Origin of the sequence: Exiguobacterium sp. Helios (assembly GCF_014524545.1) — a bacterium.
Lineage (GTDB): Bacteria > Bacillota > Bacilli > Exiguobacteriales > Exiguobacteriaceae > Exiguobacterium_A.
In genome coordinates, this window is sequence record NZ_CP053557.1 from 2,410,721 (window position 1) to 2,424,814 (window position 14,094).

Sequence of the window (14,094 nt, forward strand, 5' to 3'; positions counted from 1 at the left end):
ATAGGGTAAATATCATACATTGATTATGACACATGGGGGATAAAAAATGCGTACATACGATTGCATTGTAATAGGTACAGGCTCAGCCGGGAATCAAGCAGCTTATAAATTTGCTGAAAAAGGACTTAACGTCGCCATCATCGAAAATTTCACACCGGGCGGTACGTGTGCCCAACGCGGTTGTGATGCTAAAAAGATTCTACTCACCGGCAGTGAAGCAAAGGATGCCGTCGAACGTCTGCTGGGATATGGACTAAAAGGTCTTGTATCCATTGACTGGCGCCAACTGATGGAACGGAAAAATGAATACACACGCGCCATCCCGGAACAAACCCGAAATCGGTATGATGACTTGGGTATTGACTACTATCACGGTGAACCGCGTTTTCTATCCAATAAAAAGCTTCTGGTTGATGATATCGAGTTGGAGGCCGAACAATTTTTGATTGCGACCGGCCTTCGACCACGCGAGCTGTCCGTTCCCGGAAGTGAACGTTTTCTCAACAGTAATGAATTTCTGGAATTACGGGATGTCCCCCGTCGCCTGGTTTGCATAGGTGGAGGATACATTTCGTTTGAATTTGCTCACCTGGCACGAATCGCCGGTGCCGAAGTGACGATTCTTCTTCGTTCAAGTGCACTTAAACAATTTGAACACGAATTGGTTTCCGTCTTGCTCGAAGCGACACAAGCGCTCGGTATTCAGATTCTTCATGAAACGGAAGCCGTATCATACTCGGACACGACGTTGACGCTTTCCGACGGAACACGCTTAGAAGCTGACGTTGTCTTGAATGCAACAGGTCGTATCGCAAGCATCGAACATTTGCAATTGGAAAAAGCAGGTGTTGTTTACGAAGAAAAAGGAATCCATGTGAACGACTATTTACAGTCTTCCGCTCCGAACATTTATGCAGCGGGTGATGTCGCAGTCAGCGGAAACCCTGCCTTGACTCCTTTCGCTGGGACGGAAGGACGTCTTGCGGCCTGTAACATGCTTGAAGGTAATAGACGCCGACTGGAGTTACTTCCTGTGCCGAGTATCGTCTTTACCACGCCGAACCTTGCAAAAGTCGGGCAGACGGAGGCCAGTCTAAAACAAAACAATACAAGATACCGCGGAAAATTAATTGATACCTCGAGTTGGCAAACAAATGTCCGAATCAAAGACCCGTTCGCTCGGGCAAAAGTATTGATCGGGGAAGACGATCAGATTCTTGGGGCACATTTCATCGGCGTCCATGCTGCAGAACTGGCCAATTATTTTTCGTTCGCGATGCAACACCGGATTCCAAGCTCCGCCTTGCAAAAAACAAGTTTTTCTTATCCGACACCGGCATCTGACATTGCTTCGTTACTTGAAGACTGATTGATGAAAGCGAGGGGTTAACATGGTTCGTTACGGATATACGATTCTATACATTACTGATCCCGTAAAGACCCGCCTGTTCTATCATGATCTGCTTGGGCTTCCGATTAAAGCTGAGCATGGAAGTTATACGGAATTTGACACCGGATCAACGATTCTTGCCTTCAATACAAAAGAAGACGTTCGTTCCATCATTCCCTATGAAATTCCGGACAAAACCGTTCAACAATCGATGGAACTTGGTTTTGTGACGGAGGATGTGGCTCATTTGTATGAACAGATTAAAAAGGCCGGTCACAAAACCATCTTGCCTCCGACTGAAAAACCGTGGGGGCAAACTGTTGCCTACGTGCTCGATCCGGACGGTCATTTGATTGAACTTTGTTCGCCGATAAATTGATTTCACTCAAAAAAGGCATTCCGTCGATTGACGGAATGCCTTTTGAAAGTGTGCTTAGAATCAGTTTGATGTTTCGACGAATTCTTTTAATGCATCTTTAGGCATGAAGCCCATTGTTTTGTTAACCGGTTGACCGTCTTTGAACAAGACGAGTGTCGGAATACTTTGGACTTGGAAAGCTCCAGCGACTTCCGGGTTAGCGTCAACATCAACTTTAACGATTTTCACGTTTTCCATGTCTGCATCGAGTTCTTCAAGAACAGGAGCAAGCATGCGACAAGGTCCGCACCATGTTGCCCAGAAATCAACGAGAACGAGACCTTCTTGTGTATCTTCTTTAAACGATTGGCTAGTTGCGTGTACGATTGCCATTGAGAAAAACCTCCTATTTTTAGATTGGTTTGATTTATTTATCGAACCCATCTTTTTACTGACTTGAGTATAGCACAGCCCTACCTTACAACAAACGAAACTGCTCAGACAAGTCATAGCAAGAAAAAAGAAGCAAAGAAGTTACTCTTCGCTTCCTTTCCGCTGTCTTAATGGACAAGCATTTTTTTGAATTCTGCTGTTAACAACGGGACGACATCAAATAGGTCGCCGACGATTCCGTAATCTGCCACCGAGAAGATATTCGCTTCCGGGTCTTTGTTGATGGCGACGATGACTTTCGCGTTCGACATGCCGGCTAAATGTTGAATCGCACCGGAAATCCCGCAAGCGATATACAAGTCGGGTGTGACGACTTTACCCGTCTGACCGATTTGCAGGGCATAGTCACAATAGTCTGCATCACACGCACCACGTGATGCACCGACTGCGCCGCCGAGTAAATCAGCCAGTTCTTGAAGCGGTGCAAACCCATCCGAACTTTTGACCCCCCGTCCACCGGCAACGATGACTTTTGCTTCCGATAGATCGACTCCGCCCGTTGCTTTTCGAACGACTTCCGAAACGATTGTCCGTAAATCCTTCAATTCAACGGTTACCGATTCGACAGTCCCTTCGGAAGAGCCTTCAGCCAGTGGTTCGATGTTGTTCGGGCGGACTGTAAAGAGCGTTTTTCCTTCTGATACCTTTACTTTTTCAAAAGCTTTTCCTGAATAGATCGGTCGGATGAAAGAAGCATCTTCTCCCGTTCCTTCGATTGACGTGACATCACTGATCAATCCCGCTTGCAGTTTCGCTGCAATTTTCGGTGATAGGTCTTTACCGAGTGATGTATGACCAAATACGATGACGTCTGGCGCAACACGATCCAGCAGTTGCATGAAGACTTGTCCGTATCCGTCCGGTGTGTAATGCTGCAATCGCTCGTCTTCAACGACGAGGACGTGATGGGCGCCTCGTGTCGCAAGTTGTGCTGCATCTGCCGCCACGTTTTGTCCGATTAAGGCAACTACGACTTCATCTGCCACTAGATTTGCTGCTGCAATTGCTTCAAATGATACATTTCGTAAATTCCCGTCCCGTGATTCCGCAAGTACAAGTGCTTTTGACATATCGTTTCTTCCCCCTTAAACAACTTTTGCTTCGTTGCGTAATAATGAAGCGAGTTCCTGGACCTGTGTCGACAAATCACCTTCTAGAATTTTACCGGCTGCTTTATTTGGCGGCAAAAAGCGTTCGACCGTTTCAAGACGGGGTGCAAGTTCATCCTCATCTAATTCAAGATCAGATAATTCGAGCTCTTCGAGTGGTTTCTTTTTCGCTTTCATGATGCCCGGAAGACTTGGATAACGGGGCTCGTTTAATCCTTGTTGTGCCGTGACGAGCAATGGTAACGATGTTTTAATGACCTCCGTATCCCCTTCCGAGTCACGTGTTACGACAGCATCCGTTCCGTTTAACTCCAGTTTCGTAATCGTCGTGACATACGGGATGTCAAGCAGTTCTGCGACGCGCGGAGCGACTTGCCCGCTTCCTCCGTCAACCGCTACATTCCCGGCGATGATCAGATCGACCTTCTGTTCCTTGAGATATCCGGCCAAAACTTCTGAAATCGAATAGTGATCCGCTTCTTCAATATCGTCTTCAATCGAAATCCGGACTGCCTGATCTGCTCCCATCGCAAGCGCCGTCCGCAGTTCTTTGTCTGCATCTTCCGGTCCGACGGTGACAACCGTCACCGTTCCGGATTGTGCATCCCGTACACGGATCGCTTCTTCGACTGCATATTCGTCATAAGGATTGATGATGAATTCTGCACCATCCTCTTCGATTTGACCATTTTCGAGCTGAATTGCTTCTTCCGTATCAAATGTTCGTTTTAACAAGACGTAGATTTCCATTCTTCGTTCCCCCTCGTATCAACTTCTATTGACCACCATCATTTTTGTATCCGCTTACAAAAAGTTTTTCATGAAAAGGGCTTAACTCAGCCCTTTAATTAACATGCGATGAATACCGTGACGCGTTTCGAGCAACTCGTATTTAAACCCGCTCGCCATCCAGCTCGTCACGACCTCGTCAATCGTGCCGAACACCATTTGCCGTGCCAAACGATAATCCAGCTCGTTTGAGAACTCTCCCGATTCCATCCCGTTTCGAATCACACGATCAATCAGATGGAGATACGGTTTTAAAACCGTTGCGATATTATGGCGCATCTCTTGATTCGATTGGCGTAACTCGATTTGCGTGACGACGGCCAAATCATAATCAACCGACAACTGTTCAAGATGCGCTTCAATGAGCGCTGCCAGTTGTTGTGTCGCTGATTGATGATGTGCGATTTGCGCCTCCGAATATTCGATGAAACTACCCATCTTGGCTTGGAACAAAGAAATTAATAAGTGCTCCTTGTTCTTGAAGTAAAGATAAATCGTTCCATCCGCTACGCCTGCTTCTTTCGCGATAGCTGTTACTTTGGCACCGTGGTAGCCATTTTTCGCAATCACCTTCACTGCCGCATCAATGATGCGATCACTCTTAGACATCGTTCTTTTCATAAGGCTATCTCCTAACACATAAAATGAATGATGGTTCATTCATATTTATTCTATCATGTCATTTCGAGCTGTCAACTGCTTTCTTCCAGTTGTTTGGCCCGTTCTTCCTCGACTAAGACACGGCGCAGGATTTTCCCGACAAACGTTTTTGGTAACTCTTGTCTGAACTCATATTGCTTCGGCACTTTGAATGACGCCAAACTTTTCCGGCAGAAGTGATCCAGTTCCTCTTCTGTCGTCTTCATGTCATCTTTCAAAACGATGAAGGCTTTGACTGTTTCTCCACGGTAGGCGTCCGGCACACCGATGACGACTGCTTCTTTGACCGCCGGATGTTCGTACAAAATCTCTTCGACTTCCCGGGGATAAATATTGAATCCCGAGGCGATAATCAAATCTTTTTTCCGATCAACAATCCGGAAATAATGGTCCTCTCCGATATATCCAAGATCACCTGTGTGCAACCATCCGTCACGCAGAACAGCCTGCGTATCTTCCGGACGTTTCCAGTATCCTTTCATGACTTGCGGACCACGGACAAGAATCTCCCCGATTTCTCCTGGTGCAGCCGGCGTTTCTCCGTCCGGTTGAACGATTTTCGCCATCGTATCCGAAACAGGAATTCCGACTGTTCCGGGAACCCGTTTATCCCAAATACAGTTCGTATGCGTCACCGGACTTGTTTCCGACAACCCGTATCCTTCGACGATCCGCCCGCCCGTTACCTGTTCAAATTTTTCTTGTACTTCAACCGGTAACGGTGCCGATCCTGAAATACACGCTTCGATTGAGGATAAATCATATTTTTTCAATTTTGGATGATTCAACAATCCGACATACATCGTCGGTGCACCTGGAAACAGGCTTGGTTTTTCTTTATCGATCGTCTTCAAGACTTGTTCTAAGTCAAATTTCGGTAAAATGATCTGTTCATATGCATTGAACATACCGAAGTTCAAGTTACATGTCATACCGTAGACATGGAAATAAGGGACGACTGCCAACAGCTTTTTCCCGTCTCCCCGTGAATATTTATAGAACCAATGACTGATCTGTTCGACATTGGCACTTAGATTAAAGTGCGTCAACATGACTCCTTTAGGCGCACCGGTCGTTCCGCCTGTATATTGTAACACTGCGATATCTTCTTTTGGGTCGACACTCACCGGTTCAATCATCCCACTCCCGCGATGGGACAGAAAAGGAATCGATCCTGTAGTATCAATGATGATATTATTGTCTTTCCGGGACTTGATCGGATACAGTTTATTTTTAGGAAATGGCAGATAATCAGCAATGCTTGTCGTGACAACGGTTTTTAAACGTGTATTCGCTTTGACACGTGAAGCTTTCGGATACAGCAAATCGAGTGTGACGAGCATCTTCGCGCCTGAGTCGACGAGAATTTGTTCCAGTTCACGGTCCGTATATAACGGATTGACTTGAACAACGATTCCACCGGCGTACAGCACTGCATAGTAACTGATTATATACTGCGGACAGTTCGGCAACATCAAACCGACGCGATCCCCCTTCTCAAGCCCGGCATCTTGCAACACTTGTGCAAAACTCCGGGCTTCCTGCCGTACTTCCTGAAACGTCATACGTTTCCCGAGAAAACTAAGGGCTCTCCGCTCCGGAAACTCATCTGCCGCCTCTTCAAGTGCCTGATAAAGCGGTACTTCACGATAGTCGATTGATGCAGGTACTTGTGCCGGATAATCCTTTAACCATGCTGAATCCATTCCATTCCCTCCCTGTAACTGAATTACTATTCATTTTTATTATACGTTTAATTCAGCCATAGCGGCTAGTCTTCTGTTAAAATAAATTTCATTTTTTCCAAATAACAGGTATTTTAAAACATACCAAAAAAACACCCGTGAGATTTCACGAGTGGTTGACGCTTTAAGACATTTAACGGGATGGATACGTAAATCCTTCCCCGATGACTTCCCGTACTTTATGAATGACGACAAAGGCACGCGGATCGGCCGCTTCGACGATTTGTTTCAATGGCGCCAGCTGACGTTTGTCGACAATCATGTATAACATGTCGTTTTTCTGTTTCGTAAAATGACCGTGACTGTGGATGACGGTCGCACTGCGTCCCAGTGTTTCAGTCAAGATCGTCGCGATTTCTTCCTGACGGTGACTAATGATCGTGACGGCTTCCCGGACGTTCAATCCTTCACTGACCAAATCAATTAAATACGAACCGATGATGATGGCAATTAACGTATACAGCATCGTTTCTTCGCCGAACAAAAATCCGGACGCCCCGACAACCGTCACATCGATGATGAACATGGATACGGCAATTCCTAAATTCAGATATTTATTCATCAACCGGGCGATGATGACACCACCGCCGGTCGTTCCACCTGCCCGGATGACAAGACCGATTCCGAGACCGATCAAGATTCCGGCATAGACTGTCCCGATCAGCCGGCTGTCGGAACTCGTCGCGAGTGACGCCGTTGACGACAGGACAAATGAGGTCGTTGCAACGGAAATGACAGAATAGATCATCGTTTTCCGACTTAAGAAGCGATAGCCGACGACAAACAGTAATGCATTCGCAATTAACGAGACTAAACCGGTATCCCACCCATACAGGTAGTAGAAGATGACGGTAATCCCGATCAATCCTCCTTCAGACAAGTCATTCGGAATCGTGAAGTAGTTGATGCCGAACGCCAGGATAGCTGAACCGATGATGACCCAAAAGATATCTTTCCAGGAAATCAGTTGCATCGCTTCAAAGGCGCGCCGCCGTATTTCATTCGTATTAGTTTTTTTGACGTTCATAGTCGTTTCCTCCTTCATTTTTTTGTGTCCTGCCAATAAAAATTCCGTACTGAATCGATCTCAGTACGGAATAATCACTCGGCAGAGCCAGTTCTTTTAATTCATAAAAATCCATAACAGACCGACGACCAAAAAGGCAATCGATACACCGAACATGATTTTTGCTAATCGTTCTAACACCTGTTCACCCCACTAACGCTGAACCAATCACATAAGACATCCCGATCGATAACGAACAGGAGATGATGCCGACAGCGATATTTCCTTTTTCGATCTCCCGGTCGACCGGAAGATTCGGAGTTAAGAATTCAAAAATCCAATAGGTCGAAATCAATAGTAAAAATCCGAAGGCACTCTCTAAAAAGATTGCTCCGACACGCTGTTCACTTTGAACAGCAAAATGCACGATATTTGCCAGACCAATGATTTTACCACTGGTCGCCAGCGCCACAGCGATGTTTCCACTCTTGATATGTTCCCAGTTTCGGTACCGGGTTGTCAACTCAAAAAGTGCCAGACCCATGATGATCAATAGTCCCGCAACCGAATATAAAGCTGTCGTATAGACATAGACGTTTTCAAAAATATTCACCTAACCGCGCCTCATTTCAATTCGATGATCGTCACGCCATGTCCACCTTCACCTTGACCGCCTAAACGATGCGTTTTGACATGACGGTTGCCACGTAGATATTCTTGTACTCCTTGACGCATCGCTCCTGTCCCGAGACCATGGATGACACGAATCTGTTCGTAGTTGGATAACAATGCCTGATCCATGAACCGGTCGAGCTTGGCCAGCCCTTCCTCGACGCGGACACCACGTAAGTCCAGTTCGGCTGAAGCAGCGGATTGTTTCGTAATGCTTGTTCCACCGGAGCGTTTTTTAGTTTTCGAAGCCGTTTTCACTTCCCCGACTTTGGCGAGATCCCCCGGCTTGACGTTTACTTTCATGATGCCGACTTGAACCGTATATTCACCATTCGAATTTTGATTGATGATATATCCTTTTTGGTTGAACGTCGTCACTTTTACTTCTTCACCTTTTGCAAATACCGGAGCCTGGTTCGTTTTTGCTTTGACCTTGGCAATCCGTTGATCTTGTAACGAAGGTTTCGCTTGCTCGAGCTGTTTACGGGCTTCAATCAGTTCGTGCTCTTTGACAGCTCCCGCGTCACGTAATTCTTTCAGACGTTTGATGACAGCTTCCGCTTCTTTTTGTGCCCGTTCGACTGCACGCGTTGCCTTTTCTTCTGCTTTGGCCAGGATTTCATTTTTTTCTTGATGAATCTCTGCTTGTTCCCGCTCGAATTCTTCCCGTTCTTCCACTAATCGTTGTTGCTCCTGCAACAATTCCCGCTCTAAGGATTCAGCACGTTGTTTTGCTTCCTCGAGTCGTCCGATCATCGTTTCAACAGACTGGGCGTCCGTTCCGACTTGATCGCGGGCCGCATCAATGACACGGTCATCTAACCCAAGTCGTTTCGAAATTTCAAAGGCATTCGAACGTCCCGGTACACCAATCAGCAAGCGATACGTCGGACTGAGCGACTCGACATCAAACTCCATCGAGGCATTAACAACGCCTTCCCGGTTGTAACCGTACGCTTTCAGCTCCGAATAGTGAGTCGTCGCAGCGACACGTGCCCCGCGTCGTTTCACTTCATCCAAGATGGCAATCGCAAGTGCCGCCCCTTCCGTCGGATCGGTTCCGGCTCCGAGCTCGTCAAACAGGACAAGACTCATGAAATCAATTTTCCCCATCATCGAAACAATGTTCGTCATGTGGGAACTGAATGTCGAGAGATTTTGTTCGATGGACTGCTCGTCCCCGATATCCGCATAAATCGCGTCAAAAACACTCAACTCTGTCTCATCCGCTGCCGGCACGTATAACCCGGATTGGACCATCAATTGCAGTAAACCGATTGTTTTCAGCGTGACGGTTTTCCCGCCAGTATTCGGTCCCGTGATGACAAGTGACGTAAACTCACCGCCGAGCGAGACCGTGATCGGTACGACTTCATCATCCGGAATGAACGGGTGCCGTGCTTCTTTCAGGACGATATGACGATTTTCATTTAATTTTGGTTCAACGGCACGAATCGTGTGACCGTATAAGGCTTTTGCCATGATGAAATCAAGTTCTGCCAAGACGTCGACGTTGATTCGAAGTGAATCACCAACCGAGCCGACCAGCGCCGAAAGTTGGGCTAAAATCCGTTCGATTTCCGCTCGTTCTTTAAGGCGGGCTTCCTGAATTTCATTGTTGGCGGCAACGACTGCTTGCGGCTCAATGAACAAAGTCGCACCGGACGCCGATTGGTCATGGACAATTCCGCCAAAAGCTTGACGGTACTCTTGTTTGACAGGTACACAATAACGATCATTCCGCATCGTGACGATGGCGTCGGATAACATCTTCGACTTACTGCGTAATACACCGTCGATTTTCGAGCGGACCTGCCCTTCGAGGGAGCGTAATTGACTCCGTAAAGAGCGAAGTTTATCGCTTGCCGAGTCTTGAACGGTTCCTTGATCATCGATGGCGTGACGAATTCCTTGTTCGATTTCCACCAGTTTCGTAATCTGCTCGATCCGGCTATCAAGCGCCGGTAATCGGAGATCCGGGTGATCTTCATGCAACCGTTCCTGGAAGGCTTTGACTTGACGTCCGGAATAGACGACGTCGGCAACTGCCAACAATTCACTGGTCGAGAGGACAGAGCCGATTTCCGCCCGTTTTACCTCACTGCGGACATCCGTCAGTCCACCAAACGGGTAACGGTCGCGCAGCCGGTAGACTGTCGTCGCTTCTGTCGTCAAAGCAAGCAACGATTTCACCTGCTCGAAATCTTCCGCCGGCTCCATCTTCCGCACAAATTGAGCCCCCAGTGAACTGGCTGTTTGTTTTGCGAGTAGTTCTTTTAATTTATCGTATTCTAATACACGTAGTGCATTGGTATTCATTTACTTCACTCCTAAACGTTTTCGATCAAAAAAAGCACGTGCTTCTTTTGCAGTCCACGTATTAATGACATCGGATGGCTCCAAATATGCTTTACGTGCATGCAGGACACCAAGTTTCATATCTTCTAACATTTCCGGACGATGGGTATCGGTATTGATCATGATTTTAACCCCTGCCGCCTTCGCTTTTGCAAGGGACGAGGCGGTTAAATCAAACCGTCCGGGATTTGCATTCATCTCCAGTGCCGTCCCGGTTTCAGCCGCCAACTCGACGAGTCGATCGATGTTGACTGCATATCCGTCCCGCCGTCCGATGATCCGTCCGGTCGGATGGGCAATTAAGGAGACATAGGGATTCCGACAGGCATTTTCAAGCCGTTGCATGATTTCCTCTTCCGTCTGATCAAACTTGGAATGAATCGAGGCGATGACATAGTCCATCTCTTGTAAAAATTCATTCTCGTAATCCAGTGAACCATCCGGTAAAATATCCATCTCGACCCCGCATAAAATCGTCATTGCCGGATGTTTTTTGCGTGCTGCTTCAATTTCGACACGCTGCTTCCGCAATCGTTCTTCCGTCAATCCATTGACGAATTTCATATATTTACTGTGATCGGTAATCGCCATCCAGGAATATCCCCGCGCCGCACAAGCATCGACGAGTTCATCGACAGACAACGTACCGTCCGACCATGTCGTGTGCATATGGACATCCGCTTTGATATCCGCCTCTTGAATCAACTTGTCTAAATCTGCTTCGAACTCCAGACGACCTGCTCGCAACTCCGGTGGGATGAACGGCAAATCATAACGGGCAAACAGCTCCTGTTCCGTTTTTGGCTGGAACAGACCGTCCTTGGTTTCGACACCATACTCCGAAATGCTTTCGCCGCGCTCTTTCGCCAGTTGCCGCATCCGGACATTATGATCTTTTGAGCCCGTAAAGTGATGTAACGTCGAAGCAAATGCCAAATCATCCACTAATCGGAAATCAACTGCAATATACGCATCGTCCCGTTTGAGGACAATCGAGACCTTCGTTTCCCCGGCAGCAATGATTTCATCGATTTGTTCAATTTCAAGCAATTGTGCTTTCACTTCTTTTGGTTGATCTGTCGAGATGATGAAATCGAGATCCTTACAAGTTTCTTCCGCACGCCGAAAACTTCCTCCGACTTCAAAACGAATGATCTGATCAATCCTGGCTAATGTCCGCTCCAGTTCACTGACACTTTTGCGCATCACACCATACGGTAATCGTTCTGGTCGCGTCTCGAACGTTTCCAGTGCCTTACTGTATTTTTCGACGGTCTTTTTTCCGAAGCCTGGCATTGCTTCCACTGTACCATCCGCCAGTTTCTCAGCGAAGGAATCTGCATCAATGACCCCGACTTCATGCAATTTTGCTAATTTCTTCCCACCAAGTCCCGGAATCTTCAATAAGGCGATCAATCCTTCCGGCACCTGTTGTTCCAGTTCTGTCAAAGCTGTACTCGTTCCGGTTTCACGAAATTCTTCAAGTACTGTGGCCGTACCTTTACCGATTCCTTTCATCGCTGTAAAGTCTTCAATTGCCATGAAATCCAGTTCTGCCGCTTCAAGCAGACTCGCTGCCTTTCGAAACGCATTGATTTTAAACGGATTTTCCCCTTTTACTTCGAGATAAACTGAAATTCTTTCTAAATGTCGAATCGCATCTTGTATCGTCCGCATGTTCAATTCTCCCCTCAAAAAAAGCTCCCATTCAACGGGAGCACGTTATTTTATCAAACCGACTTTTTGCATCAACCAATCTGCAAGCACTGGTGTATGTTGAATCATGAACGAGGCTAAACTCGAATTTGCAATGGCATCCTGAATCGACTGAACCGGCGCGAAGGCGGCCAAGAATAAAATCAGGAAGATGAAAATATACATCTCGATGAATCCGAATACTCCACCCAATAGACCTTTTACCTGCTTGAGAACCGGAATATTCGTCAGTGAATCAAACATCGCAATGATGATGGATAACACGATTTTCGTCACAAAAAACAAGACGATGAACCAAAAGGCTTTGTAAAACACTTCATCCAAACCGACTGAACTCGGGATGGAAAACATCGTCAAATCAATTCCGGCATCATCCAGCGTCGATGGATAGGGAATCCATAACTTGAACTTCTCGGCCAGTTCATCGTAAAACGATAAAGCGACGATAAACGAGATAATCAAGCTTAATAAATGACCTATCTGTAACACTGCACCCCGACGGACGCCCGTCATCGTACCTAAAGCTAAAAACAATAAGATAACAAGAGAAATCATGTTTAAAGTTCACCCAAATTCTTTTTGATTTTGACATAATCACTACCGATATTGAGAGCTGCCAAGACAGCAATTTGTCGAACGTCGAGTTGTGGTGCCTGGTCTCTGATTTCACGAATTTTTGTATCCACGAGGAGACCCACTTCGCGTACATGTTCAGGTGACTCCGTTCCGACAATCGTATAATCGTTTCCTGCAATATGAATCGTCGTCCGGTTCAACCCTTCTGAATCAGCCATTTTCCTGTCCTCCTCATACTTTGCTTCATTCATATAGTACCATCATTTTTGAAATAGGAAAAGAAGTCCACCATCCGACTTAAGGATGGTATGCTTATTTCCGAAAGGGTGATTAAGCCATGGGAACAGTCGTTTTAAAGTTAACAAAAGAAAAACAAGAAACCGTCATTTCGGATTTTGGACGTCATCAAGTCTCTCCTCCTCCGTATGCACGTTTCGCCGCCCGAACAACCGGATGTATTTTGACCGTCTATAATTCAGGTAAAGTCATGTTTCAAGGGCAAGAAGCAGAAACAGTTGCTGCCCGGTATGGCTCGCCTGTTGCAAAAAAAGCAGCTTCGACGGCAAGCGGCTCTTTACCTGAAGGATTTGCCAATTGGTCGGTTGTCGGCAGTGATGAAGTCGGAAAAGGTGACTTTTTTGGTCCCTTAGTCGTCGTTGCTGCTTATGTCGACAGCACGAAAATCAAACTGGTCCGTGAGCTCGGGGTCCGTGACTCTAAAAATGTCTCTGATCCGGAAATCCGAACGATTGCGCGTGATCTGCATGCTGTCATTTCTTATGAATATCGTATCCTTCATAATCCGGATTACAATCAAATGCAACGGACGATGACACAAGGCAAAATGACCGCCCTGCTTCATAATGCGGCGCTTAATGGATTACTCACTCAACTGGAAGAACCGCCGCAAGCCATCTTAATTGATCAATTCGCCGAAAAGGCCACCTATTATAAACATCTTTCCGGAGAAACAAAACAAGTCAAAGACAATGTCTATTTTTCAACGAAAGCAGAAGGATTACATGTCGCTGTCGCGGCAGCTTCTATCCTAGCACGGGCCATCTTCTTAAAGGAGATGGACAAATTGAGCCGACAGACCGGCATGGAAATTCCTAAAGGAGCCGGTGCTAAAGTCGACCAGGTCGCTGCTTCCCTCTTGTTAAAATACGGACCTGAACGCTTACAAGAATGGACAAAATATCATTTTGCCAATACGAAAAAAGCAGAAGCTTTAGCTGAGAAAAGAAACCGACCATAATCAA

At 46.5% G+C, this 14,094-nt stretch carries 14 protein-coding genes; 3 read left to right on the forward strand and 11 right to left on the reverse strand.

What is annotated here, in order from left to right:
• Positions 1 to 46: 46 nt before the first annotated feature.
• The gene (locus HNY42_RS12595; RefSeq protein WP_188004579.1) at positions 47 to 1,369 is read left to right on the forward strand and encodes a dihydrolipoyl dehydrogenase family protein; all 1,323 of its coding nucleotides are present in this window, start codon (positions 47 to 49) and stop codon (positions 1,367 to 1,369) included.
• Positions 1,370 to 1,391: 22 nt separating this feature from the next.
• Positions 1,392 to 1,769 carry a VOC family protein gene (locus HNY42_RS12600; RefSeq protein WP_188004580.1) on the forward strand — a complete coding sequence of 126 codons (378 nt, stop codon included), beginning with the start codon at positions 1,392 to 1,394 and terminating at the stop codon, positions 1,767 to 1,769.
• Positions 1,770 to 1,829: 60 nt separating this feature from the next.
• Here the strand turns inward: HNY42_RS12600 and trxA are convergent, their stop codons facing one another.
• The 11 genes from trxA to zapA form a co-directional block, all read right to left on the reverse strand.
• Positions 1,830 to 2,192, reverse strand: coding sequence for a thioredoxin (gene trxA / locus HNY42_RS12605; protein ID WP_131502768.1), 363 nt, complete (start codon positions 2,190 to 2,192; stop codon positions 1,830 to 1,832).
• Between the two features lie 116 nt (positions 2,193 to 2,308).
• Entirely contained in the window at positions 2,309 to 3,271 is a 963-nt protein-coding gene (locus HNY42_RS12610; RefSeq protein ID WP_188004581.1) for an electron transfer flavoprotein subunit alpha/FixB family protein, read from the reverse strand.
• 15 nt (positions 3,272 to 3,286) lie between these two features.
• The gene (locus HNY42_RS12615) at positions 3,287 to 4,060 is read right to left on the reverse strand and encodes an electron transfer flavoprotein subunit beta/FixA family protein (protein WP_131502770.1); all 774 of its coding nucleotides are present in this window, start codon (positions 4,058 to 4,060) and stop codon (positions 3,287 to 3,289) included.
• An 81-nt stretch (positions 4,061 to 4,141) separates the two neighbouring features.
• A complete protein-coding gene (locus tag HNY42_RS12620) occupies positions 4,142 to 4,720 on the reverse strand; it encodes a fatty acid metabolism transcriptional regulator FadR (RefSeq protein ID WP_012371036.1) in 579 nt (192 codons plus the stop codon).
• A 71-nt stretch (positions 4,721 to 4,791) separates the two neighbouring features.
• On the reverse strand, positions 4,792 to 6,465 hold the full coding sequence (locus tag HNY42_RS12625) for an AMP-binding protein (RefSeq protein WP_188004582.1): 1,674 nt from the start codon (positions 6,463 to 6,465) through the stop codon (positions 4,792 to 4,794).
• A gap of 172 nt (positions 6,466 to 6,637) precedes the next feature.
• Complete coding sequence (locus HNY42_RS12630; RefSeq protein ID WP_114595280.1) at positions 6,638 to 7,531, reverse strand: YitT family protein; 894 nt, start codon at positions 7,529 to 7,531, stop codon at positions 6,638 to 6,640.
• A gap of 184 nt (positions 7,532 to 7,715) precedes the next feature.
• Positions 7,716 to 8,123 carry a DUF350 domain-containing protein gene (locus tag HNY42_RS12635; RefSeq protein ID WP_188004583.1) on the reverse strand — a complete coding sequence of 136 codons (408 nt, stop codon included), beginning with the start codon at positions 8,121 to 8,123 and terminating at the stop codon, positions 7,716 to 7,718.
• An 11-nt stretch (positions 8,124 to 8,134) separates the two neighbouring features.
• Entirely contained in the window at positions 8,135 to 10,501 is a 2,367-nt protein-coding gene (locus HNY42_RS12640; protein WP_188004584.1) for an endonuclease MutS2, read from the reverse strand.
• Positions 10,502 to 12,217 carry a DNA polymerase/3'-5' exonuclease PolX gene (gene polX, locus HNY42_RS12645; RefSeq protein WP_188004585.1) on the reverse strand — a complete coding sequence of 572 codons (1,716 nt, stop codon included), beginning with the start codon at positions 12,215 to 12,217 and terminating at the stop codon, positions 10,502 to 10,504.
• Positions 12,218 to 12,262: 45 nt separating this feature from the next.
• The gene (locus tag HNY42_RS12650) at positions 12,263 to 12,811 is read right to left on the reverse strand and encodes a CvpA family protein (protein ID WP_114595277.1); all 549 of its coding nucleotides are present in this window, start codon (positions 12,809 to 12,811) and stop codon (positions 12,263 to 12,265) included.
• A 2-nt stretch (positions 12,812 to 12,813) separates the two neighbouring features.
• Positions 12,814 to 13,050, reverse strand: coding sequence for a cell division protein ZapA (gene zapA, locus HNY42_RS12655; protein ID WP_012371043.1), 237 nt, complete (start codon positions 13,048 to 13,050; stop codon positions 12,814 to 12,816).
• A gap of 119 nt (positions 13,051 to 13,169) precedes the next feature.
• Here zapA and rnhC point away from each other — a divergent pair, with 119 nt between their 5' ends.
• A complete protein-coding gene (gene rnhC, locus HNY42_RS12660) occupies positions 13,170 to 14,090 on the forward strand; it encodes a ribonuclease HIII (protein WP_188004586.1) in 921 nt (306 codons plus the stop codon).
• Positions 14,091 to 14,094: the final 4 nt, after the last annotated feature.

Coding starts and splice junctions, on each gene's coding strand:
- HNY42_RS12595 (WP_188004579.1), top strand. CDS start 47: ATGCGTACATACGATTGCATTGTAATAGGTACAGGCTCAGCCGGGAAT.
- HNY42_RS12600 (WP_188004580.1), top strand. CDS start 1,392: ATGGTTCGTTACGGATATACGATTCTATACATTACTGATCCCGTAAAG.
- trxA (WP_131502768.1), bottom strand. CDS start 2,192: ATGGGTTCGATAAATAAATCAAACCAATCTAAAAATAGGAGGTTTTTC.
- HNY42_RS12610 (WP_188004581.1), bottom strand. CDS start 3,271: ATGTCAAAAGCACTTGTACTTGCGGAATCACGGGACGGGAATTTACGA.
- HNY42_RS12615 (WP_131502770.1), bottom strand. CDS start 4,060: ATGGAAATCTACGTCTTGTTAAAACGAACATTTGATACGGAAGAAGCA.
- HNY42_RS12620 (WP_012371036.1), bottom strand. CDS start 4,720: ATGAAAAGAACGATGTCTAAGAGTGATCGCATCATTGATGCGGCAGTG.
- HNY42_RS12625 (WP_188004582.1), bottom strand. CDS start 6,465: ATGGATTCAGCATGGTTAAAGGATTATCCGGCACAAGTACCTGCATCA.
- HNY42_RS12630 (WP_114595280.1), bottom strand. CDS start 7,531: ATGAACGTCAAAAAAACTAATACGAATGAAATACGGCGGCGCGCCTTT.
- HNY42_RS12640 (WP_188004584.1), bottom strand. CDS start 10,501: ATGAATACCAATGCACTACGTGTATTAGAATACGATAAATTAAAAGAA.
- polX (WP_188004585.1), bottom strand. CDS start 12,217: ATGCGGACGATACAAGATGCGATTCGACATTTAGAAAGAATTTCAGTT.
- HNY42_RS12650 (WP_114595277.1), bottom strand. CDS start 12,811: ATGATTTCTCTTGTTATCTTATTGTTTTTAGCTTTAGGTACGATGACG.
- zapA (WP_012371043.1), bottom strand. CDS start 13,050: ATGGCTGATTCAGAAGGGTTGAACCGGACGACGATTCATATTGCAGGA.
- rnhC (WP_188004586.1), top strand. CDS start 13,170: ATGGGAACAGTCGTTTTAAAGTTAACAAAAGAAAAACAAGAAACCGTC.